20 protein-coding genes are annotated in these 22328 nt (G+C 59.2%); all 20 read right to left on the reverse strand.

Annotated elements, in window-relative coordinates:
* Nucleotides 1–26 precede the first annotated feature (26 nt).
* The 20 genes from CAG02_RS07640 to mnmG all read right to left on the reverse strand — a co-directional run bounded on the left by CAG02_RS07640 (nt 27) and on the right by mnmG (nt 21934).
* Nucleotides 27–953: a LysR family transcriptional regulator gene (locus CAG02_RS07640; RefSeq protein WP_085709246.1), complete on the reverse strand. Its 927-nt coding sequence runs from the start codon at nt 951–953 to the stop codon at nt 27–29.
* Nucleotides 954–1068: 115 nt separating this feature from the next.
* Nucleotides 1069–2475 carry an amino acid permease gene (locus tag CAG02_RS07645; protein ID WP_085708747.1) on the reverse strand — a complete coding sequence of 469 codons (1407 nt, stop codon included), beginning with the start codon at nt 2473–2475 and terminating at the stop codon, nt 1069–1071.
* 97 nt (nt 2476–2572) lie between these two features.
* A complete protein-coding gene (hutH, locus tag CAG02_RS07650) occupies nt 2573–4105 on the reverse strand; it encodes a histidine ammonia-lyase (RefSeq protein ID WP_085708746.1) in 1533 nt (510 codons plus the stop codon).
* Between the two features lie 2 nt (nt 4106–4107).
* Entirely contained in the window at nt 4108–5799 is a 1692-nt protein-coding gene (hutU, locus tag CAG02_RS07655; RefSeq protein ID WP_085741051.1) for a urocanate hydratase, read from the reverse strand.
* Nucleotides 5800–6202: 403 nt separating this feature from the next.
* Complete coding sequence (gene glmS, locus CAG02_RS07660; protein WP_085713103.1) at nt 6203–8035, reverse strand: glutamine--fructose-6-phosphate transaminase (isomerizing); 1833 nt, start codon at nt 8033–8035, stop codon at nt 6203–6205.
* A 2-nt stretch (nt 8036–8037) separates the two neighbouring features.
* A complete protein-coding gene (locus CAG02_RS07665) occupies nt 8038–8814 on the reverse strand; it encodes a DeoR/GlpR family DNA-binding transcription regulator (RefSeq protein WP_085713102.1) in 777 nt (258 codons plus the stop codon).
* Nucleotides 8815–8946: 132 nt separating this feature from the next.
* A complete protein-coding gene (glmU, locus tag CAG02_RS07670) occupies nt 8947–10314 on the reverse strand; it encodes a bifunctional UDP-N-acetylglucosamine diphosphorylase/glucosamine-1-phosphate N-acetyltransferase GlmU (RefSeq protein ID WP_085713101.1) in 1368 nt (455 codons plus the stop codon).
* Nucleotides 10315–10432: 118 nt separating this feature from the next.
* Complete coding sequence (locus tag CAG02_RS07675) at nt 10433–10858, reverse strand: F0F1 ATP synthase subunit epsilon (RefSeq protein WP_007954164.1); 426 nt, start codon at nt 10856–10858, stop codon at nt 10433–10435.
* Nucleotides 10859–10903: 45 nt separating this feature from the next.
* The gene (gene atpD / locus CAG02_RS07680) at nt 10904–12280 is read right to left on the reverse strand and encodes a F0F1 ATP synthase subunit beta (RefSeq protein ID WP_007954162.1); all 1377 of its coding nucleotides are present in this window, start codon (nt 12278–12280) and stop codon (nt 10904–10906) included.
* A gap of 27 nt (nt 12281–12307) precedes the next feature.
* Nucleotides 12308–13168 (reverse strand): F0F1 ATP synthase subunit gamma, encoded by an 861-nt coding sequence (atpG, locus tag CAG02_RS07685; protein WP_008084419.1) that lies wholly within the window; start codon nt 13166–13168, stop codon nt 12308–12310.
* 50 nt (nt 13169–13218) lie between these two features.
* Nucleotides 13219–14763, reverse strand: a complete 1545-nt coding sequence (gene atpA, locus CAG02_RS07690; protein ID WP_085606310.1) for a F0F1 ATP synthase subunit alpha — start codon at nt 14761–14763, stop codon at nt 13219–13221.
* 21 nt (nt 14764–14784) lie between these two features.
* The gene (locus CAG02_RS07695) at nt 14785–15321 is read right to left on the reverse strand and encodes a F0F1 ATP synthase subunit delta (protein WP_007911956.1); all 537 of its coding nucleotides are present in this window, start codon (nt 15319–15321) and stop codon (nt 14785–14787) included.
* 12 nt (nt 15322–15333) lie between these two features.
* The gene (locus tag CAG02_RS07700; protein WP_007954149.1) at nt 15334–15804 is read right to left on the reverse strand and encodes a F0F1 ATP synthase subunit B; all 471 of its coding nucleotides are present in this window, start codon (nt 15802–15804) and stop codon (nt 15334–15336) included.
* A gap of 58 nt (nt 15805–15862) precedes the next feature.
* On the reverse strand, nt 15863–16120 hold the full coding sequence (atpE, locus tag CAG02_RS07705) for a F0F1 ATP synthase subunit C (protein ID WP_003097235.1): 258 nt from the start codon (nt 16118–16120) through the stop codon (nt 15863–15865).
* 134 nt (nt 16121–16254) lie between these two features.
* Nucleotides 16255–17124 carry a F0F1 ATP synthase subunit A gene (atpB, locus tag CAG02_RS07710; RefSeq protein WP_085686128.1) on the reverse strand — a complete coding sequence of 290 codons (870 nt, stop codon included), beginning with the start codon at nt 17122–17124 and terminating at the stop codon, nt 16255–16257.
* Nucleotides 17125–17140: 16 nt separating this feature from the next.
* Nucleotides 17141–17548, reverse strand: coding sequence for a F0F1 ATP synthase subunit I (locus CAG02_RS07715; RefSeq protein ID WP_003229783.1), 408 nt, complete (start codon nt 17546–17548; stop codon nt 17141–17143).
* A gap of 148 nt (nt 17549–17696) precedes the next feature.
* Nucleotides 17697–18569: a ParB/RepB/Spo0J family partition protein gene (locus CAG02_RS07720; RefSeq protein ID WP_085713100.1), complete on the reverse strand. Its 873-nt coding sequence runs from the start codon at nt 18567–18569 to the stop codon at nt 17697–17699.
* Nucleotides 18570–18578: 9 nt separating this feature from the next.
* On the reverse strand, nt 18579–19376 hold the full coding sequence (locus CAG02_RS07725; protein ID WP_085713099.1) for a ParA family protein: 798 nt from the start codon (nt 19374–19376) through the stop codon (nt 18579–18581).
* An 18-nt stretch (nt 19377–19394) separates the two neighbouring features.
* The gene (gene rsmG, locus CAG02_RS07730) at nt 19395–20039 is read right to left on the reverse strand and encodes a 16S rRNA (guanine(527)-N(7))-methyltransferase RsmG (protein ID WP_007911906.1); all 645 of its coding nucleotides are present in this window, start codon (nt 20037–20039) and stop codon (nt 19395–19397) included.
* Nucleotides 20036–21934, reverse strand: a complete 1899-nt coding sequence (gene mnmG, locus CAG02_RS07735; RefSeq protein WP_085702244.1) for a tRNA uridine-5-carboxymethylaminomethyl(34) synthesis enzyme MnmG — start codon at nt 21932–21934, stop codon at nt 20036–20038. The genes rsmG and mnmG overlap by 4 nt, the downstream gene beginning before the upstream one ends.
* Between the last annotated feature and the right edge of the window lie 394 nt (nt 21935–22328).

The following is a 22328-nucleotide window of genomic DNA, read 5'->3' on the forward strand; positions in this document are numbered from 1 at the left end:
ACAGAATCACCAGCAAACGCAATCCATTATTTCTCTGAGTGAAATAACGCCGCGTTTTTCAGAGCCGGATGTTCGCGCAAGGCGTTCACGGCGTAGTCGACAAAACTGCGCACCCGGGTCGGCGCCTTGCGCCCGCCCTGATACACGACATGGATTGGCAACGGCGGCAACTCGTACTCGGCGAGGACGATTTCCAGCTCCCCGGAAGCGATCTTGCCGGCGACCTGATAAGACAGCACCCGGGTTAGTCCGAGACCCAGACAAGCGGCGGTGATTGCCGCCTGATTGCCGGTGACCACCAGCCGCGGCTCGGGGCGGACGACCAGGGGTTCACCGTCCTCCAGAAACGGCCAGTTGCGCAGTTGCCCGATGGACGAGGTCGCCACCACGGGCGCGCCGGCCAGTGCCTGTGGATGGATTGGCCGACCGTGAACGGCAAAATACCCCGGCGAACCGCAAATCACCCGGCGCACCTCGCCAACCCGGATCGCATGCTGATTGCTGTCCGGCAACTCACCGATGCGGATCGCCACATCGACCCCTTCCTCGACCATGCTCACCACGCGATCCAGCAGCAAGGCGTTGATGGAAACGTCCGGGTATTGCGTCAGATAACCCGCCATCACCGGTGTGACAAACAGCTCGCCGAACAGCACCGGCGCCGTCACCGTCAATTGCCCACGGGGCTGGGTGTGGCTGCCGGCGGCGGAGTCTTCCGCTTCCTGCACCTCGGCAAGAATCCTCCGACAGTCTTCCAGGTAACGCTGACCCGCCTCGCTCAGATGCACGCTGCGGGTGGTGCGAATCAGCAACTGCGTACCGATCCGCTGCTCCAGCGCCGCCACCGCCCGGGTGACGCTGGCCGCCGACAGACCCAAGCGCCGCGCGGCAGCGGAAAAGCCCTGTTCCTGCGCAACGGCCGCGAAAACCTGCATTTCCTGGAAGCGATCCATGGTGTCCCCGAAGTGGAAAAAAAATCGCAGCAACTGCTGCGATTCATCTGTGATTCGATTCCGGGTGCCTGCATCCCGACAACGCGATGCGGACCCGGAATGTTTCCCGATCAGGTCAGGACTGAGAAACCGACTGATCGCCTGCCACCCGCGCAGCCTGCCCGGCCGCCGGTTTGACCCATGTCAGGTAGGCCAGCACCAGCAATCCGATCCAGACCACGCCGACAATCAACGCTGCCTGAGTATCCGGAAAGTAACCCAGCACACCGAAGACGAACAACATGAAAGCAATCGCCGCCATCGGTGCATACGGCCAGAACGGTACCGGGAATTTCAGTTGCGCGACCTGCTCGGCCGTCATCGAACGACGCATGGCCACCTGGGTGAACAGAATCATCAGCCAGACCCACACCGTGGCGAAGGTCGCAATGGAGGCGATCAGCAGGAACACGTTTTCCGGGATCAGGTAATTCAGCAACACGCCCAGCAACAGCGCGCAGCTCATAACGATCACCGTCAGCCACGGCACGCCATTGACCGACAGGCGAGCGAAGCCTTTCGGCGCATGCCCTTGCTGGGCGAGGCCGTACATCATCCGGCCTGCACCGAAGATGTCGCTGTTGATCGCGGACACCGCCGCCGAGATCACCACGATGTTCAGAATGGTGGCCGCCGAGCTGATGCCCAGGTGGTCAAAAATCTGCACGAACGGGCTGCCCTGGCTGCCGATCTGCTGCCACGGGAAGATCGACATCAGCACCAGCATCGTCAGCACGTAGAACAGCAGGATGCGCATCGGCACGGCGTTGATCGCCTTGGGCAGCACGCGGTGCGGGTCCTTGGCTTCACCGGCGGTCACGCCGATGATCTCGATGCCGCCGAAGGCAAACATCACCACCGCAAACGAGGCGATCAGACCGCCCACGCCGTTGGGCATGAAACCGCCTTGAGTCCACAAATTGCTGATATCGGTGACCTGACCGGGGGCGGTGCTGATGCCGAACAGCATGATGCCGAAGCCGCCGAGGATCATTGCGACGATGGCCGCGACCTTGAGCAACGACAGCCAGAACTCCATTTCACCGAAAACTTTGACGTTGCACAGGTTCAGCCCGCCGACCACCGAAACGATGCCCAGCACCCAGATCCAGCGCGAGACTTCCGGAAACCAGAACCCCATGTAGATGCCGAACGCCGTCACATCGGCCATGCCGACGATGACCATTTCGAACGCGTAGGTCCAACCGAGAATGAAGCCCGCCATGGGGCCGAGATAGGTGCTGGCGTACTGTCCGAACGAGCCGGCGACCGGGTTGTGCACCGCCATCTCGCCGAGGGCGCGCATGACCATGAACACCGCCGCGCCACCGATCAGGTAAGCGAGCAGAACCGCAGGACCGGCCATCTGGATGGCCGACGCAGAACCGTAGAACAGCCCGGTACCGATCGCCGATCCCAGGGCCATGAAGCGAATGTGTCGGGCCGAGAGCCCGCGTTTCAAACCTTTTGCTGACTGCTGCATTTTTCGTCCTTATTTATTTTTATTCGACGCAAAAATCGAAACGCCAACAGGCCGGCCTCCACGCAGAGTGGAAGACAGCCTGTTGGCGATGAGGCACTTACAGACTCGGCAGCAGGTTCGCCGGAACCAGGTCATTCAGCGTGCGCGAAGCCAGCAGCTCGGTCGCGGCATTGATGTCCGGCGCGAAGAAACGGTCCTTCTCGTAGAACGGTACTTCGCGACGCAGGATGCCCCGGGCCTTTTCCAGTTTGCTCGAGGTTTTCAGGCCGTTGCGCAGGTCCAGACCCTGCACCGCCGCCAGCCATTCCACTGCCAGAATGCCGCGGGTGTTCTCGGCCATTTCCCACAGGCGCTTGCCGGCAGCCGGGGCCATGGAGACGTGGTCTTCCTGGTTGGCGGAGGTCGGCAGGCTGTCCACCGAGTGCGGATGAGCCAAGGCCTTGTTCTCGCTGGCCAGGGCCGCCGCAGTCACTTGGGCAATCATGAAACCGGAGTTCACACCACCATTGGCCACCAGGAACGGCGGCAGTTGCGACATGTGCTTGTCCATCATCAGCGAGATGCGGCGCTCACTCAGCGAACCGATTTCAGCGATGGCCAGCGCCATGTTGTCGGCAGCCATAGCGACGGGTTCGGCGTGGAAGTTGCCGCCGGAAATCACGTCGCCTTCGGCCGCGAATACCAATGGGTTGTCGGAAACGGCGTTGGCCTCGATCACCAGCACTTCGGCGGCCTGACGGAACTGAGTCAGGCAGGCGCCCATGACTTGCGGCTGGCAGCGCAGCGAGTACGGATCCTGCACCTTTTCGCAGTTCTGGTGCGAGTCGGAGACTTCGCTGCGCTCACCCAGCAGATCGCGGTAAGCGGCAGCGGTATCGATCTGGCCTTTCTGGCCACGGGCGGCGTGGATGCGCGCGTCGAAAGGCGAGCGTGAACCGAGCACCGCTTCCACCGTCAGGCCGCCCAGCGCCAGCGCACCGGCGAACAGATCTTCACCTTCGAACAGGCCGCGCAGCGCGAATGCGGTGGAAACTTGCGTACCGTTGAGCAGCGCCAGACCTTCTTTCGCGGCCAATGTCAGCGGCGTCAGACCGGCAACTTTCAGCGCTTCAGTGGCTTCCATCCACTCACCCTTGTAGCGCGCCTTGCCCTCGCCCAGCAGCACCAGCGACATGTGCGCCAATGGCGCGAGGTCGCCGGATGCACCGACCGAACCTTTCAGCGGAATGTGCGGATAAACCTCGGCGTTGATCAGGGCGATCAGCGCATCGATCACCACGCGACGAATGCCGGAGAAACCACGGCTGAGGCTGTTGACCTTGAGCACCATAATCAGGCGCACCAGCTCATCGCTGATCGGCTGGCCGACGCCGGCGGCGTGGGACAGCACCAGCGAACGCTGCAGGTTTTCCAGGTCTTCGCTGGCGATGCGGGTCGAGGCCAGCAGGCCGAAACCGGTGTTGATGCCGTAGGCGGTGCGGTTTTCGGCGAGGATCTGCTCGACGCAGGCGACGCTGGCTTCGATCTGAGCGGCGGCGCTGTAGTCGAGGGTCAGTTTGACCGGATGCTGGTAGACAGTACGCAGTTGGGACAGGCTCAGTTGGCCAGGGATCAGGTTCAGTGCAGTCATGTTCAGGCTCCTTTAACCGAAGTAATCATTGGCAGGTTCAAGCCCTGCTCCTTGGCGCAGTCGATGGCGATCTGGTAACCGGCATCGGCGTGACGCATGACGCCAGTGCCCGGGTCGTTGTGCAGCACGCGAGCGATGCGCTCGGCCGCTTCATCCGTACCGTCGCAGACGATCACCATGCCCGAGTGTTGCGAGAAGCCCATGCCGACGCCGCCACCGTGGTGCAGCGAAACCCAGGTCGCACCGCTGGCGGTGTTGAGCAAAGCGTTGAGCAGTGGCCAGTCGGAGACTGCATCCGAGCCGTCCTGCATCGATTCGGTTTCGCGGTTCGGGCTGGACACCGAGCCGGAGTCGAGGTGGTCGCGACCGATGACGATCGGCGCCGACAGCTCGCCGCGACGGACCATTTCGTTGAACGCCAGACCGAGTTTGGCGCGCTGGCCCAGGCCGACCCAGCAGATCCGCGCCGGCAGACCCTGGAAGCTGATGCGCTCGCGGGCCATGTCCAGCCAGTTGTGCAGGTGGGCGTCGTCCGGGATCAGTTCTTTGACTTTGGCGTCGGTCTTGTAGATGTCCTGCGGATCACCCGACAGCGCCGCCCAGCGGAACGGACCGATGCCACGGCAGAACAGCGGACGGATATAAGCGGGTACGAAACCCGGGAAGTCGAAGGCGTTTCCCACGCCCTCTTCCTGGGCCATCTGACGGATGTTGTTGCCATAGTCGAAGGTCGGGATGCCTTGCTTCTGGAAGTCCAGCATGGCTTTGACGTGCACCGCCATCGACTGCTTGGCGGCTTTGATCACCGCCGCCGGTTCGGTCTTGGCGCGGGCGCGGTATTCGTCCCAGGTCCAACCGGCCGGCAGGTAACCGTTGAGCGGGTCGTGAGCGCTGGTCTGGTCGGTGACCATGTCCGGACGCACGCCACGACGGACCAGTTCCGGGAGGATTTCCGCGGCGTTACCCAGCAGCGCGATGGAGATGGCCTTGCCTTCCTTGGTGTACTTCTCGATGCGCGCCAGGGCGTCGTCGAGGTCTTTGGCCTGCTCGTCGACGTAACGGCTTTTCAGGCGGAAATCGATGCTCACCTGCTGGCATTCGATGTTCAGCGAGCAGGCACCGGCCAGGGTTGCGGCCAGCGGCTGGGCGCCGCCCATGCCGCCGAGGCCGGCGGTCAGGACCCAGCGGCCCTTGAGGTTGGAGTTGTAATGCTGGCGACCGGCTTCGACGAAGGTTTCGTAGGTGCCCTGCACGATGCCCTGGCTGCCGATGTAGATCCAGCTGCCGGCGGTCATCTGGCCGTACATCGCCAGACCTTTCGCGTCGAGTTCGTTGAAGTGTTCCCAGGTCGCCCAGTGCGGCACCAGGTTGGAGTTGGCGATCAGCACGCGCGGGGCGTTGCTGTGGGTCTTGAACACGCCGACCGGCTTGCCGGACTGCACCAGCAGGGTTTCGTCGTCATTCAGGTTGGTCAGGCTTTCGACGATTTTGTCGTAGCACTCCCAGTTGCGCGCGGCACGGCCGATACCACCGTAGACCACCAGCTCTTTCGGATTCTCGGCCACTTCCGGGTCGAGGTTGTTCATCAGCATGCGCAGCGGCGCTTCGGTCAGCCAGCTCTTGGCGGTCAGCTTGTTGCCGCGCGATGCACGAATTTCAACGTCACGGAATTTAGTAGTTTTTGCGTCAGTCACGAAAAAGACTCCTCAGCGATCAATTCAAACCAACCCTGGCGATGGGCAAGCGGCTTGTGCGCTTCAATGCGCGACAAGCGAATCAGTGGACGAGATGCTCGGTTTCTTTCAACTCGTATGCATACGTCTTTACTTGTACATACAAGCATATGCAATTGAACGGCCAACTTATGGAGAAGCTGTCCGACAAAACCGGCGGACATCGGCGAGGACACCGAAATCACGGGGCATCGAGTGATTGAATTTTTTCGAAGGGGCGCTTTTTGAAAGGAGAGTGGCTGTTACTACAGCGTGGCATTGCACCGCGCTGGGGTGTTCGGTAACAAAAAGTGGGAAACATCCCACAGCCTGGAGACTGAGTGAGTCTCCAGGCTGTGGTCGTCTATTACGGCGTGTGGATAACTTATTCCACAGTCACCGACTTCGCCAGGTTACGCGGCTGGTCCACGTCAGTGCCCTTGAGCACGGCGACGTAGTACGACAGCAGTTGCAACGGGATGGTGTAGAGGATCGGCGACAGGATGTCGTGGATGTGCGGCATCTGTACCACGTGGGTGCCTTCGCCGTTGGTCATCCCGGCCTTCTCGTCAGCGAACACGATCAACTCGCCACCACGGGCACGGACTTCCTGCAGGTTGGATTTGAGCTTCTCCAGCAGTTCGTTGTTCGGCGCCACGGTCACCACCGGCATGTCGTTATCCACAAGCGCCAGCGGGCCATGCTTCAGTTCGCCGGCAGGATAAGCTTCGGCGTGGATGTAAGAGATTTCCTTGAGTTTCAGGGCCCCTTCCATCGCTACCGGGTATTGCGCGCCACGACCGAGGAACAGGGTGTGGTTCTTGTCGGCGAACAGTTCGGCGATCTTTTCCACGGTGCTGTCCATGGCCAGCGCTTCACCCAGACGGGTTGGCAGGCGACGCAGTTCTTCGACCAGCGTGGCTTCAACGTCTTTGCCCAGCGTGCCGCGCACCTGGCCCAGAGACAGAGTCAGCAACAGCAGGCCAACCAGTTGCGTGGTGAACGCCTTGGTCGAAGCCACGCCGATTTCGCGACCGGCCTGGGTCAGCAGGGTCAGATCGGATTCGCGCACCAGCGAACTGATGCCGACGTTGCAGATCGCCAGGCTGCCCAGGAAACCCAGCTCCTTGGCGTTGCGCAGCGCGGCCAGGGTGTCGGCGGTTTCGCCGGACTGGGAAATGGTGACAAACAGTGTGTCCGGCTGCACCACCACCTTGCGGTAGCGGAACTCACTGGCGACTTCGACCTGGCACGGAATCCCGGCCAGCTCTTCGAGCCAGTAACGGGCAACCATGCCGGCGTGATAACTGGTGCCGCAGGCAACGATCTGTACGTTGCGCACTTTGGCGAACAGTTCGGCGGCTTGCGGGCCGAATGCCTGCACCAGCACCTGGTTCGGGCTGAGGCGACCTTCCAGGGTGCGTTGTACCACGGAAGGCTGCTCGTGGATTTCCTTGAGCATGTAGTGGCGGAACTCGCCTTTGTCGGCGGCTTCGGCACCGTCGGTGTACTGCACGGTCTGGCGCTCGACGGCTTTGCCGGTCACGTCCCAGATCTGCACCTTGTCGCGCTGGATTTCGGCGATATCGCCCTCTTCCAGGTACATGAAACGGTCGGTGACCTGACGCAGGGCCAACTGGTCGGAAGCGAGGAAGTTCTCGCCCAGACCCAGGCCGATCACCAGTGGGCTGCCGCTACGGGCAGCAACCAGACGATCCGGTTGCAGTGCGTGGATGACCGCCAGACCGTAGGCGCCATGCAGATCCTTGACCGTTGCCTTCAGCGCGTCGGTCAGGTCCGGCAGGTTCTTGAGTTTTTCGGTCAGCAGGTGAGCGATGACTTCGGTGTCGGTGTCGGAAGAGAACACGTAACCCTGGGCCTTGAGTTGCTCACGCAGCGCTTCATGGTTTTCGATGATGCCGTTGTGCACCACTGCGACGTTGCCGGAAAAATGCGGGTGAGCATTACGTTCGCTCGGCGCACCGTGGGTTGCCCAACGGGTGTGGGCAATGCCGAGACGGCCTACCAGCGGGTGTTCCGCCAGGGCCGCGTCCAGTTCGCTGACCTTGCCCACACGACGGGTGCGCTCCAGCGTGCCGTCATTGGTGTACACCGCGACACCGGCACTGTCATAACCCCGGTATTCGAGGCGCTTGAGGCCTTCGACCAGGATGGCGGTGATATTACGTTCAGCTACCGCGCCGACAATTCCACACATGCTTATTTCTCCTGACTGACCGTCGCGCAAATCAAATTGATACCGCGAGCCTGAATCTGATCCCGTGCCTCCTGCGGCAGGCGATCATCGGTGATTAGGGTATGGACGCTGCTCCATGGCAGCTCCAGGTTTGGAATCTTGCGGCCGATCTTGTCGGCCTCGACCATTACGATCACTTCCCGCGCCACTTCCGCCATCACCCGGCTCAGGCCGAGCAACTCATTGAAGGTGGTGGTTCCACGCACCAGATCGATGCCGTCGGCACCGATAAACAATTGATCGAAGTCGTAAGAGCGTAGTACCTGCTCGGCGACCTGGCCCTGAAAGGATTCCGAATGGGGATCCCAGGTGCCGCCGGTCATCAGCAGGACAGGTTCATGTTCGAGTTCGCTCAGGGCATTGGCGACGTGCAGGGAGTTGGTCATCACCACCAGCCCCGGCTGCTGGCCGAGCTCGGGAATCATCGCGGCGGTGGTGCTGCCGCTGTCGATGATGATGCGGGCGTGCTCGCGAATACGTGTCACCGCCGCGCGGGCAATCGCCTGTTTGTACTTGGAAACGTTCTGACTGACATCGGCCACCAGTTCCTGAGGCATGGTGATCGCTCCGCCATAACGGCGCAGCAGCAGGCCGTGGCTTTCCAGCGCGGCCAGATCCTTGCGAATCGTAACTTCCGAGGTTTCGAAACGCTTGGCGAGCTCGTCGACACTGACTTCGCCCTGCTCGTTGAGCAAGGCCAGTATGTTGTGGCGACGTTGGGGCGTATTGCGTTTCGACATGGCTTGGTAAGTTTCGATTCGAAAGATAACGGAAGCAATCAAAACCTATCGCAGCAAAACCGTCAAGCCGACGGTGAAAAAAAATCGCTGCCCGAAGGCAGCGATCTTTCAGATTGAAGCGCTGTGGATAACTCAGCTCTTCTTGATTTTCTCCGGCCGCTTCCAGCCATCAATGTTCTTCTGCCGCGCACGACCGACGGCCAGTTGGGCGTTATCCACATTCTGAGTGATGGTCGAGCCGGCTGCGGTAGTTGCACCGGCAGAGATATCCACAGGCGCCACCAGCGAGTTGTTGGAGCCGATGAACACATCTTCGCCCAACACGGTTTTCCACTTGTTCGCGCCATCGTAGTTGCAGGTGATAGTACCGGCACCGATGTTGGTGCGGGCACCGATCTCGGCATCACCCAGATAAGTCAGGTGTCCGGCTTTCGCGCCCTCGCCCATGCGGGCGTTTTTCAGTTCGACGAAGTTACCCACATGGGCACGGGCTTCGAGCACGGTGCCTGGACGCAGTCGTGCAAACGGGCCGGCATCGCTGCCTTCACCCAGCACTGCGCCTTCGATATGACTATTGGCCTTGATCACCACACCCTTGCGCAGGGTGCTGTCCTTGATCACGCAGTTCGGGCCGATCACCACGTCATCCTCGATGACCACTTTGCCTTCAAGAATCACGTTGATGTCGATCAGCACATCGCGACCGACGGTCACTTCACCACGCACATCGAAGCGGGCCGGGTCGCGCAGGGTCACGCCCTGGGCCATCAAGCGGCGGCCGGCACGCAGCTGATAATGACGCTCCAGTTCGGACAGTTGCTTGCGATCATTGGCCCCCTGTACTTCCATCGGATCATGGGGCTGCTCGGTCGCGACCACCAGGCCGTCACCGACCGCCATTTCGATCACGTCGGTCAGGTAATACTCACCTTGGGCGTTGTTGTTTGACAGGCGGCTCATCCAGTCAGCCAGGTGGCTTGCAGGCACGGCGAGAATGCCGGTGTTGCCTTCGGTGATCGCGCGTTGTGCTTCGCTGGCGTCCTTGTGCTCGACAATGGCCGCGACCTTGCCGCTTGCATCACGCACGATGCGGCCGTAGCCAGTCGGGTCATCCAGTTCGACGGTGAGCAATCCCATCTGACCGGGAACGACATGCTTGAGCAGGCGCTGCAGGGTTTCCACTTCGATCAACGGCACGTCACCGTAGAGAATCAGCACGGTGTCGGCCGTAATGAACGGCACAGCCTGGGCGGTGGCGTGGCCGGTGCCCAATTGCTTGTCCTGCAACACGAAATTGAGATCATCGGCGGCCAGACGCTCGCGTACCACATCGGCACCATGGCCGATGACGACGTGGATACGCTGAGGATCAAGTTGACGAGCGCTGTGGATAACATGGCCGAGCATGGAGTTGCCGGCTACCGGGTGCAGCACTTTCGGCAACGCCGAACGCATACGGGTGCCTTGACCGGCCGCGAGGATAACGATTTCAAGAGACATGACTGGCTACCAATCCTGGGTGGTCAGCAACTGCGACCGGGTTTGTAGAATTCTGAAAAGAAAAAAGGGTAGCCGAGGCTACCCTTTTTTATCAATCGCACAACAAGTGGCTGACGGATTAACCGCCAAACTTCTTGCGGATCTGCTGGACGGTGCGCAGCTGAGCTGCAGCCTCGGCCAGACGTGCGGACGCAGCTCCGTAGTCGAAATCTGCGCTCTTCTCATGCAGAGCAGCTTCGGCAGCCTTGAGAGCTGCCTGAGCCTGAGCTTCATCCAGGTCGGCGGCACGTTGCACGGTATCGGCAAGCACCTTGACCATGTTCGGCTGAACCTCGAGGAAACCACCGGAGATGTAGAACACCTCGGCTTCCCCGCCTTGCTTGATCAGGCGGATCGGACCCGGCTTGAGATTCGTGATCAGCGGCGCGTGGCCCAGAGCGATACCAAGATCACCCAGAGCACCGTGCGCAATCACCATCTCGACCAGGCCGGAAAAGATTTCTCCTTCCGCGCTGACGATATCGCAATGGACTGTCATAGCCATCTGATTGCCTCAACCTAAATGAGCGCCCGTTGCCGGGCGCCGGGATTACAGTTTCTTGGCTTTCTCGATCGCTTCTTCGATGCCGCCGACCATGTAGAACGCTTGTTCTGGCAGGTGGTCGTAGTCACCGTTGAGGATGCCTTTGAAGCCAGCAATGGTGTCTTTCAGGGAAACGTATTTACCCGAAGCACCGGTGAAGACTTCAGCCACGAAGAACGGCTGCGACAAGAAGCGCTGGATCTTACGAGCACGGTTTACCAACTGCTTGTCGGCTTCCGACAGCTCGTCCATACCCAGGATCGCGATGATGTCCTTCAGCTCTTTGTAACGCTGCAGCACGTACTGAACGCCGCGAGCGGTCTCGTAGTGATCGTTGCCGATCACGTTCGGGTCCAGCTGACGCGAAGTCGAGTCCAGTGGGTCTACCGCCGGGTAGATACCCAGGGAAGCGATGTCACGGGACAGAACGACGGTGGCGTCCAGGTGAGCAAACGTGGTCGCTGGCGACGGGTCAGTCAAGTCGTCCGCTGGTACGTATACGGCCTGGATCGAAGTAATCGAACCTTGCTTGGTCGAAGTGATGCGCTCTTGTAGCACGCCCATCTCTTCAGCCAGGGTCGGCTGGTAACCTACTGCCGAAGGCATACGGCCCAGCAGTGCGGATACTTCGGTACCGGCCAGGGTGTAACGATAGATGTTGTCGACGAACAGCAGAACGTCGTTACCTTCGTCACGGAACTTCTCGGCCATGGTCAGGCCGGTCAGCGCTACGCGCAGACGGTTTCCTGGTGGCTCGTTCATCTGACCGTAGACCAGCGCTACTTTGTCGAGAACGTTAGAGTCCTTCATCTCGTGGTAGAAGTCGTTACCCTCACGAGTACGCTCACCCACACCGGCGAACACGGAATAACCGCTGTGCTCGATGGCGATGTTACGGATCAGTTCCATCATGTTTACGGTCTTGCCTACACCGGCACCACCGAACAGACCGACTTTACCGCCCTTGGCGAACGGGCAAACCAGGTCGATAACCTTGATGCCGGTTTCCAGCAGCTCGTTACCACCGGCTTGTTCCGCGAAGGAAGGAGCGGCGCGGTGGATACCCCAGCGCTCTTCTTCGCCGATCGGGCCAGCTTCGTCGATCGGGTTGCCCAGTACGTCCATGATCCGGCCCAGAGTCGCTTTACCGACCGGTACGGAGATGGCTGCGCCAGTGTTGTTGACGTCCAGACCGCGCTTCAAGCCTTCGGTGGAGCCCATCGCAATGGTACGAACCACGCCGTCGCCCAGCTGCTGCTGAACTTCCAGAGTGGTTTCGGCGCCTTGAACCTTCAAGGCGTCGTAGATGCTCGGTACGCTGTCGCGTGGAAATTCCACGTCGATAACGGCGCCGATGATTTGAACGATACGTCCGCTACTCATAGCTGGATCCTCTGAATATTTGAACCGTTAAACCGCGGCAGCGCCGCCGACGATTTCCGAGATCTCTTGGGTGATCGCAGCCTGACGCGCCTTGTTGTAGATCAGCTGCAAATCGCTGATCAAATCACCGGCGTTGTCGGTAGCGTTCTTCATCGCGATCATCCGCGCAGCTTGTTCGGCCGCGTTGTTCTCGACCACCGCCTGGTACACCTGCGACTCCACGTAACGCACCATCAAGCCGTCAAGCAGCTCTTTGGCGTCTGGTTCGTAGAGGTAGTCCCAGTGGTGCTTGAGATCCTGATCCGGGGTCGCTACCAGCGGAATCAACTGCTCCACGGTAGGCTGTTGCGTCATGGTGTTGATGAACTTGTTGGATACCACGGACAGGCGGTCAATACGGCCGTCCAGATAGGCATCCAGCATCACCTTGACGCTGCCGATCAGATCATTGATCGACGGCTCTTCACCCAGGTGGCTGATAGCTGCAACGACGTTACCGCCGAAGTTGCGGAAAAAGGCCGCACCCTTGCTACCAACGACACACAGATCAATCTCGACGCCGTTTTCGCGGTTTACCGCCATGTCCTTGACCAGGGCCTTGAACAGGTTGGTGTTCAAGCCGCCGCACAGACCACGGTCACTGCTCACCACGACATAACCAACGCGCTTGATGGCGCGGTCGATCATGAACGGATGGCGGTATTCCGGGTTGGCGTTGGCCAGATGCCCAATTACCTGGCGGATACGCTCCGCATAAGGACGGCTAGCAGCCATGCGCATTTGTGCCTTGCGCATTTTGCTGACCGCCACTTTTTCCATGGCGCTGGTAATTTTTTGCGTGCTTTTGATGCTCGCAATCTTACTGCGAATCTCTTTTGCGCCTGCCATGTAACACCTATCAGGTTAGCAAGCGGGAGCCTTGCGGCTCCCGCTGCGGCTTACCAGGTTTGGGTGGCCTTGAACTTCTCGATACCGGCTTTCAGGCCAGCGTCGATTTCGTCATTGAAGTCACCTTTAACGTTGATCTTCGCCATCAAGTCGGCGTGATCGCGGTTGAAGAAAGCAATCAGCGCTTGTTCGAAGCTGCCGATCTTGGCGATTTCAATGTCAGTCAGGAACCCACGCTCAGCGGCATACAGCGACAGCGCCATGTCGGCGATCGACATAGGTGCGTATTGCTTCTGCTTCATCAGCTCGGTAACGCGCTGACCATGCTCAAGTTGCTTGCGGGTCGCTTCGTCCAGGTCAGAAGCGAACTGGGCGAATGCCGCCAGTTCACGGTACTGAGCCAGAGCGGTACGGATACCACCGGACAGCTTCTTGATGATCTTGGTCTGAGCGGCACCACCCACACGGGATACCGAAACACCGGCGTTCACTGCAGGGCGGATGCCCGAGTTGAACATCGCCGATTCCAGGAAGATCTGACCGTCGGTGATGGAAATCACGTTGGTCGGAACGAACGCGGAAACGTCGCCAGCCTGGGTTTCGATGATCGGCAGTGCGGTCAGGGAACCGGTTTTGCCGGTCACTGCGCCGTTGGTGAACTTCTCTACGTACTCTTCCGAAACGCGGGATGCGCGCTCCAGCAGACGGGAGTGGAGATAGAACACGTCGCCTGGGTAAGCTTCACGGCCTGGTGGACGGCGCAGCAGCAGGGAAATCTGGCGGTAAGCCACTGCTTGCTTGGACAGATCGTCATAAACGATCAGCGCGTCTTCACCGCGGTCACGGAAGAATTCGCCCATGGTGCAACCGGAGTACGGAGCCAGGAACTGCAGTGCTGCAGATTCCGAAGCGCTCGCTGCAACGATGATGGTGTTAGCCAGTGCACCGTTTTCTTCCAGCTTGCGAACCACGTTGGCGATGGTCGATTGCTTCTGACCGATTGCCACGTAGACGCAGAAAATGCCGCTGTCTTTCTGATTGATGATCGCGTCGATCGCCAGAGCGGTCTTGCCGATCTGACGGTCACCGATGATCAGCTCACGCTGGCCACGGCCGACAGGGATCATGGCATCGACAGCCTTGTAGCCAGTCTGTACAGGCTGGTCTACCGACTTACGCCAGATCACGCCCGGAGCAACTTTCTCGACCGCGTCGGTCTCGGTGTTGCCCAGTGGACCTTTGCCGTCAACAGGGTTACCCAGTGCGTCGACAACGCGACCCAGCAGTTCCTTACCAACCGGAACTTCGAGGATGCGGCCGGTGCACTTGGCGCTCATGCCTTCAGCCAGAGTCGTGTATGCGCCCAGTACAACGGCACCTACGGAGTCTTGCTCCAGGTTGAGGGCCATACCGTAGACGCCGCCCGGAAACTCGATCATCTCGCCGTACATGACGTCGGCCAGACCGTGAATCCGCACGATACCGTCAGATACGCTGACGACAGTGCCTTCGTTACGGGCTTGGGAGGTCACATCGAGCTTTTCGATGCGGCCCTTGATAATTTCACTTATTTCGGAAGGATTGAGTTGCTGCATTGCTCTGCTGCCCCTTCAAACTCAAGATTTCAATGCTTCGGCAAGTTTCGCGATTTTGCCGCGAATCGAGCCATCGATAACCAGGTCGCCGGCGCGGATAACGACACCACCTATAAGGGCAGCATCCTCCGCAACTTGCAGGCGCACTTCCCGGTTGAGTCGTGCACTGAGAACCTTGGCGAGTTTGTCTTGCTGTTCTTGGTTCAATGCAAAAGCACTGGTCACTTCAACGTCTACCGATTTCTCTTGTTCGGCCTTGTACAGGTCGAAAAGAGCAGCGATCTCCGGCAGAAGCGGGAGACGGTCGTTTTCGGCAACGACATTGATGAAGTTCTGTGCCTTGGCATCAAACTTGTCGCCGCACACGTCAATGAACGTGGCGGCCTTTTCTGCGCTCGTCAGTCGCGGGGCCTTGAGCACGCGCTGCATGGTGTCGTCTTGCGACACCGCTGCAGCCAGGCCGAGCATGGCTGACCAATTGGCCAGTTGCTGGTGGGCCTGAGCGTGCTCGAAGGCCGCCTTAGCGTAAGGTCGGGCCAACGTGGTCAGTTCTGCCATGATCGCCCTCGCTTAGATTTCAGCAGCCAGTTGGTTAACCAGCTCTGCGTGCGCGTTTTGATCGATTGTGGCACCCAGGATCTTCTCGGCGCCGCCGACAGCCAGCAAGCCCACTTGGGCGCGCAGCTTGTCTTTGACACTGTTCAGTTCCTGTTCGATCTCGGCTTGAGCCTGAACCTTCACACGGTCAGCGTCGACACGGGCCTTTTCAACGGCCTCTTCGACAATCTGGTTACCGCGTTTCTTGGCTTGCTCGATGATTTCAGCTGCCTGAGCTTTCGCTTCGCGCAGTTGCTGACCCGCTTTCTCTTGGGCCAACTCCAGGTCGCGAGCTGCACGGCTGGCAGCGTCCAGACCATCAGCGATCTTCTTTTGACGTTCGTGCAGAGCTGCGATGACCGGAGGCCATACGAACTTCATGCAGAACAGTACAAAAATCAGGAACGCAACGGACTGGCCAATCAGGGTCGCATTAATGTTCACGCCAACACCTCGCAGTTACGTTGTCCATCACACCAAATCACTCGGAAAATCCGAATGATTAGCCAGCGATTTGACCAACGAACGGGTTCGCAAAGGTGAAGAACAGAGCGATACCAACACCGATCATGGTTACGGCGTCGAGCAGACCGGCAACGATGAACATTTTAACTTGCAGCATTGGAACCATTTCTGGCTGACGCGCTGCGCCTTCCAGGAACTTGCCGCCCAGCAGGCCGAAACCAATTGCGGTACCCAGTGCGCCCAGGCCGATCAACAGTGCAACAGCGATAGCGGTTAGACCAACTACAGTTTCCATCTTTCCTCCCGACTTTTACGTCGTATGGTTTAGGTTTTTTAGATTAAAGCGGTAAAACAAATCGTTTCATGGTGCCCCGTGAGGAGCCCCTCCCCGTGTTACCGGGAAGGACATCAGACTGGTCGAGACCGGTCTTAATGGTTTTCTTCGTGCGCCATCGACAGGTAGACGATGGTCAGCATCATGAAGATGAACGCCTGCAGGGTGATGATCAGGATGTGGAACACAGCCCACGCCCACTGCAGGACAACGCCCAGGCCGCTGAGCCAGAGCAGGCCGCTGCCGAACATCACAGCGATCAGGATGAACACCAGCTCGCCGGCATACATGTTGCCGAACAGACGCAGAGCCAGAGAGATCGGTTTGGCGATCAGGGTCACGAATTCCAGCAGGAAGTTCACCGGGATCAGCAGCGCCTGAACGAAGATGTTCTTGCTGCCGAACGGGTGCAGGGTCAGCTCGCCGATGAAGCCGCCGAGGCCCTTGACTTTGATGCTATAGAAAATGATCAGTGCGAAAACCGAGAACGCCATGCCCAGGGTCGCGTTCGGGTCGGTGGTCGACACGGCACGGAACGGGATGTGGTGGTCGCCGGAGATCAGGATGGCCAGCTGAGGAATCCAGTCGACCGGTACCAGGTCGACGGCGTTCATCAGGAACACCCAGACGAAGATGGTCAGTGCCAGCGGTGCGATCACCGGGCTACGGCCATGGAAGCTGTCTTTCACGCTGCCATCGACGAATTCGACCAGGACTTCAACGAAGTTCTGCAGTGCACCTGGCTGACCGGAAGTCGCCTTCTTGGCCGCCATGCGGAAAAGAATGACGAAGATCAGACCCAGTGCGACCGACCAGCCGAGGGTATCGACGTGGAAAGCCCAGAAGCCCATTTCCTTGGCTTCTGCTGCGGTGTGGGCAAAGCCCCAGCCGCCGTTGGGTAGCTGACCGAAGGTCAGGTTCTGCAAGTGGTGCTGGATATAGCCCGAAGCGGTTGTTTCTGCCATGGTTGCCTCAAACGCCCTAAGGTCTCGAAAGTCTTGTTCTCATCAGCAGGGGAGCGAACCAGCTGACCGACTGAGTCAGCACGAAGGCGCCGAATACAGCGATCGGCGCCAGTGGCTTCACACCTGCAAACACCAGTGCAAAAAGCACTGCCGTCAAAATCAGTTTGCCTGCCTCGCCGGCATAGAAAGACCGGACGATGGACTGGGCTGCTCGGGCGCCGGAAAACCGAAATGCCTTGTGAGCGAAATAAACATTGGGCAGCAAGGCTATCAGGCCTCCGCAAAGTCCCGAGTATCCGGCAACGACTCCGTGCCATTGCCAGAGCGCCAAAGCGGCAATGAGCAAAATGACAAATTGAGCCATCAACACCGGAAAAACCGCCAGGCGATGGAACGGCAGGCGGTTTGGCTTGCGGGTTTCCATCACTATTGCTCTCCAATGGTCGGCTGCCAAAATTCAATAACTTGGCATAATTTGTGCCGACAAAATGCGCGCAGAGTATAGGGGCGGTTCTGCCCCTATTCAACTGTCAGGTAGTGATTTCCGACTGCGCGCTACAAGAGGAATTGTTTCAGCGGATGTGTGCAAGCACACCCTGAAGCTCATCGAGGGAGTTGTAACCGATCACCAACTGACCCTTTCCCTTCTTCCCGTGGCGGATCTGCACCGCAGAGCCTAGGCGCTCGGCCAGACGCTGCTCTAGGCGGGCAATATCCGGGTCCGGTTTGGCAGGTTCGACAGGCTCGGGTTTGCCACTCAACCACTGGCGAACCAGTGCCTCAGTCTGGCGCACGGTAAGACCGCGTGCGACAACATGTCGCGCCCCTTCCACCTGCTGATTGTCCGGCAGACCGAGCAATGCACGGGCATGGCCCATTTCCAGGTCACCGTGAGACAGCATGGTCTTGATGACTTCCGGCAGCGCAATCAGGCGCAACAGGTTGGCCACCGTGACGCGGGACTTACCCACAGCCTCGGCCACCTGTTGCTGAGTGAGCTGGAATTCCTGCTGCAAACGCTGCAGGGCCACCGCTTCCTCGATCGGGTTCAGGTCTTCGCGCTGGATGTTCTCGATCAGCGCAATGGCGATCGCGGTTTCATCCGGCACATCACGGACCATGGCCGGAATGGTTTCCTGCCCGGCCTGCTGGCTGGCACGCCAGCGCCGCTCACCGGCGATGATTTCAAAGCGACCGCCACCAATCGGGCGAACCACGATCGGCTGCATCACGCCTTGAGTCTTGATCGACTGCGCCAGCTCTTCCAGCGCCTGGGGATCCATGTCCCGGCGTGGCTGGTACTTGCCGCGCTGCAGCAGGTCCAGCGGCAGGTGCTGCAACTCACGGCTGTCAGCCTGCGCTGCCTGTTCTTCCAGCGAGCTGACAGTCGGACCGCTCAGCAGTGCATCCAGTCCTCGTCCGAGACCTCGTTTCTTGACGGCCATGGGGATTCCTTAAGTTGGCTGGGCAGCGGCGATGCGTGAATTTTTGCGCTGACGGCGAACCATCTCGCCCGCCAGGGCCAGATAGGCCAGCGCGCCACGCGATTGCTTGTCGTAGGCCAGCGCCGGCATGCCGTAGCTCGGGGCTTCGGCCAGACGGATGTTGCGCGGGATGACGGTGTCGTACAGCTGATCGCCGAAGTGTTCCTTGAGCTGGGCCGATACGTCGTTCATCAGGCTCAGGCGCGGGTCGTACATGGTCCGCAGCAAGCCTTCGACTTTCAGGTTCGGGTTCAGCAGTTCGGCGATGCGCTTGATGTTATCCACAAGGTCGCTCAAACCTTCGAGCGCAAAGTACTCGCACTGCATGGGGATAATCACCCCGTCAGCCGCGACCAGTGCGTTCAGTGTGAGCATCGACAGCGACGGCGGGCAGTCGATCAGGATGTAATCGTAGTTTTCACGGATCGGCGCCAGCGCGCTGCGCAGACGGCTTTCCTTCATCTGCATTTCCAGCAGCACTACTTCGGCCGCCGTCAGGTCGCGGTTGGCCGGCAGCAGTTGATAACCGCCGTGTTCCGAGAAGTGCATGGCCTGGGCCAGATCGCATTCACCGATCAGCAGGTCGTAGACCGAGTTTTCCAGGCCATGTTTATCCACACCGCTACCCATGGTGGCGTTGCCCTGTGGATCGAGATCGATCAACAGCACCCGGCGCTTGGTCGCGACCAGGGATGCTGCGAGGTTGATGCAGGTGGTGGTCTTGCCCACACCACCCTTCTGGTTCGCTATCGCGAATACCTTAGCCATTCTTGCTTGTGTTCCCAATCATGCCGTGCGGCGCAGTATCAGCAGATGGCGTTGGCCTTGGCAACCGGGTACGGCCAGGGCGTGTTCGCTATCGAGTTTGAAGTCTGCCGGCAATGCTACCAGCTCATCGGCCGGATGGACGCCCTTCATTGCCAGCCAGCGCGTATCGGCATCGCCGAGGTGGCGAGTCCAGTTGGTGAAGTTCTCCATGCTGCTGAATGCCCGGGAAATGATCCCGTTGAATGGCTGTGCAGGCTGGAACGCTTCGACGCGACTGTGGATAACTTGCAGGTTGTCCAGTTTGAGTTCGAGTTTGACCTGGGTCAGGAAGCGGGTTTTCTTGCCGTTGCTGTCCAGGCAAGTCACTTGCGAGTCCGGATACAGGATCGCCAGAGGGATCCCCGGCATGCCGCCACCGCTGCCGACATCCAGCCAGCGGCCGTTTTCGATGAACGACATCACGCTGAGACTATCGAGCAAGTGACGGGAAACCATTTCGTCCGGATCACGAACGGCGGTCAGGTTGTAGGCCTGGTTCCATTTGATCAACAGGGCCAGATAACCCAGCAGCAATTCGTGCTGGGTTTCAGTGAGATTGACACCGAGCTCGCGGGCTCCTGTGGATAACTCTTCGGCGTGTTGCGAAGTGACCTTAGAACTCAAGCGCTTTGCTCCAACTGACGGCCCGCGCCGCGTTTTTTCAAATGAATCATCAACAGCGAAATCGCTGCCGGGGTCACACCCGGGATCCGCGAAGCCTGGCCCAGCGTCTCGGGACGCGTGGCACCCAGCTTGCTCTGGATCTCCTTGGAGAGACCGGAAATGTTGGTGTAATCGATATCCACAGGCAGTTTCGTGTCTTCGCTTGCGCGCAGACGGGCGATTTCGTCCTGTTGACGGTCAATGTAACCAGCGTATTTGGTCTTGATCTCGACCTGCTCGGCGACCTGTGGATCTTCCGCGCCCTGCCCGGTCACTTCGACCAGACCAGCGTAGTCGATTTCCGGACGGCTCAAGAGATTGAGCAGGTTGTATTCGTGAGTCAGCGGCGTGCCGAATTTTTCTGCAATTGCATCGCCCTGCTGGGTGCCCGGGCGAACCCAGGTGCTTTTCAGGCGCTGCTCTTCGAGTTCGATGTTTTCGCGCTTCTTGCAGAACGCCGCCCAGCGCGCGTCATCGACCAGACCCAGTTCGCGACCTTTTTCGGTCAGACGCAGGTCGGCGTTGTCCTCACGCAGGATCAGGCGGTACTCGGCACGGGAAGTGAACATGCGGTACGGCTCTTGGGTTCCGAGGGTGATCAGGTCGTCGACCAATACCCCGATGTACGCTTCATCGCGACGCGGGCACCAGGCTTCTTTGCCTTTGGCACGCAATGCGGCATTCGCGCCAGCCAGCAAACCCTGGGCGCCGGCCTCTTCGTAACCGGTGGTGCCGTTGATCTGGCCAGCGAAGAACAGACCGCCGATGACTTTGGTTTCCAGGCTGTACTTCAGGTCGCGCGGGTCGAAGTAGTCGTACTCGATCGCATAACCCGGACGCACGATGTGCGCGTTTTCCATGCCGCGAATCGATTGCACGATCTGCAATTGCACGTCGAACGGCAGGCTTGTGGATATCCCGTTCGGATACAGCTCATGGGTGGTCAGGCCTTCCGGCTCGATGAACACCTGATGGCTTTCCTTGTCGGCAAAGCGATGAATCTTGTCTTCGATGGACGGGCAATAGCGCGGACCAATGCCTTCGATCTCGCCGGCAGCGGAATACATCGGCGAACGGTCGAGGTTCGCCGCGATGATTTCGTGGGTACGGGCGTTGGTGTGAGTAATCCAGCAGCTGACCTGACGTGGATGCTGTTCCTTGTTGCCCATGAACGACATCACCGGGATCGGCGTATCACCTGGTTGCTCGGTCATCACCGAGAAATCCACAGACTTGCCGTCGATACGCGGTGGCGTACCGGTTTTCAGGCGACCGACACGAAGGGGCAGTTCACGCAGACGATGCGCCAGGGCAATCGACGGCGGATCACCGGCGCGTCCGCCGGAAAAATTCTGCAAACCGATGTGGATAAGTCCGCCCAGGAAGGTACCGGTGGTCAACACCACGGAATCAGCGAAGAAACGCAGACCCATTTGCGTGACAACACCGCGTACTTGTTCCTGCTCGACGATCAGATCGTCGGCGGCCTGTTGAAATATCCACAGGTTCGGCTGGTTTTCCAGGATTTCGCGGACAGCCGCCTTGTAAAGAATCCGGTCGGCTTGTGCACGGGTTGCACGTACGGCCGGGCCTTTACGGCTGTTCAACACGCGAAACTGGATGCCGCCCAGATCGGTGGCCATGGCCATCGCGCCGCCGAGGGCGTCGATTTCCTTGACCAGATGGCTTTTGCCGATGCCACCGATGGCCGGGTTGCAACTCATGGCACCGAGGGTTTCCACGTTATGCGTCAGCAGAAGGGTTTTTGCACCCATGCGTGCTGAGGCCAGTGCTGCCTCGGTACCGGCATGACCGCCGCCGATGACGATCACTTCAAAACGGGAAGGGAAATCCACCACGCACCTCGTGCCTGCTTAAGTAGGTAATTCAGGAATAGTTTGAGATCAGGTTTCTGGACCTGGTCGACAAGTATAGGGACTTCGCCCTTCCTAAAGAACCCTTTGCACAAAATTTAACCAGCTGTGGAGAACTCGGGGTTAAAAGAATAAAAAAGAGAGAAATTTATAAAACCTTTGTTTTAAAGCTTATTCTTACTGCCCACGCTTTCTGTGGATAGATTGCTACAGACCTTAGTTTTCAATATGTACAGAGATTCAAAACCCTGTGCCCATGTGGCCATGAGGCCCTTGGATAACCGGTGTAAGCCTGTGGATGAATGGGCCTGTTATCCACAGAGGCAGTTATGTTCAGTTTTCGGGCCCTGTTATCAACTGCCCTCAGCGGCAGTTA

It is taken from the genome of Pseudomonas sp. R43(2017), assembly GCF_002112345.1.
GTDB classification, from domain to species: Bacteria; Pseudomonadota; Gammaproteobacteria; order Pseudomonadales; family Pseudomonadaceae; genus Aquipseudomonas; species Aquipseudomonas kribbensis.

Bases quoted from the DNA above. Each gene is read 5' to 3' on its own strand.
- CAG02_RS07695 (WP_007911956.1), bottom strand. From the start codon at position 15,321: ATGGCAGAACTGACCACGTTGGCCCGACCTTACGCTAAGGCGGCCTTC.
- CAG02_RS07665 (WP_085713102.1), bottom strand. From the start codon at position 8,814: ATGTCGAAACGCAATACGCCCCAACGTCGCCACAACATACTGGCCTTG.
- CAG02_RS07645 (WP_085708747.1), bottom strand. From the start codon at position 2,475: ATGCAGCAGTCAGCAAAAGGTTTGAAACGCGGGCTCTCGGCCCGACAC.
- atpG (WP_008084419.1), bottom strand. From the start codon at position 13,168: ATGGCAGGCGCAAAAGAGATTCGCAGTAAGATTGCGAGCATCAAAAGC.
- glmU (WP_085713101.1), bottom strand. From the start codon at position 10,314: ATGTCTCTTGAAATCGTTATCCTCGCGGCCGGTCAAGGCACCCGTATG.
- CAG02_RS07715 (WP_003229783.1), bottom strand. From the start codon at position 17,548: ATGGAAACCCGCAAGCCAAACCGCCTGCCGTTCCATCGCCTGGCGGTT.
- CAG02_RS07640 (WP_085709246.1), bottom strand. From the start codon at position 953: ATGGATCGCTTCCAGGAAATGCAGGTTTTCGCGGCCGTTGCGCAGGAA.
- CAG02_RS07720 (WP_085713100.1), bottom strand. From the start codon at position 18,569: ATGGCCGTCAAGAAACGAGGTCTCGGACGAGGACTGGATGCACTGCTG.
- atpD (WP_007954162.1), bottom strand. From the start codon at position 12,280: ATGAGTAGCGGACGTATCGTTCAAATCATCGGCGCCGTTATCGACGTG.
- atpB (WP_085686128.1), bottom strand. From the start codon at position 17,124: ATGGCAGAAACAACCGCTTCGGGCTATATCCAGCACCACTTGCAGAAC.
- glmS (WP_085713103.1), bottom strand. From the start codon at position 8,035: ATGTGTGGAATTGTCGGCGCGGTAGCTGAACGTAATATCACCGCCATC.
- atpE (WP_003097235.1), bottom strand. From the start codon at position 16,120: ATGGAAACTGTAGTTGGTCTAACCGCTATCGCTGTTGCACTGTTGATC.
- CAG02_RS07725 (WP_085713099.1), bottom strand. From the start codon at position 19,376: ATGGCTAAGGTATTCGCGATAGCGAACCAGAAGGGTGGTGTGGGCAAG.
- CAG02_RS07675 (WP_007954164.1), bottom strand. From the start codon at position 10,858: ATGGCTATGACAGTCCATTGCGATATCGTCAGCGCGGAAGGAGAAATC.
- atpA (WP_085606310.1), bottom strand. From the start codon at position 14,763: ATGCAGCAACTCAATCCTTCCGAAATAAGTGAAATTATCAAGGGCCGC.
- hutH (WP_085708746.1), bottom strand. From the start codon at position 4,105: ATGACTGCACTGAACCTGATCCCTGGCCAACTGAGCCTGTCCCAACTG.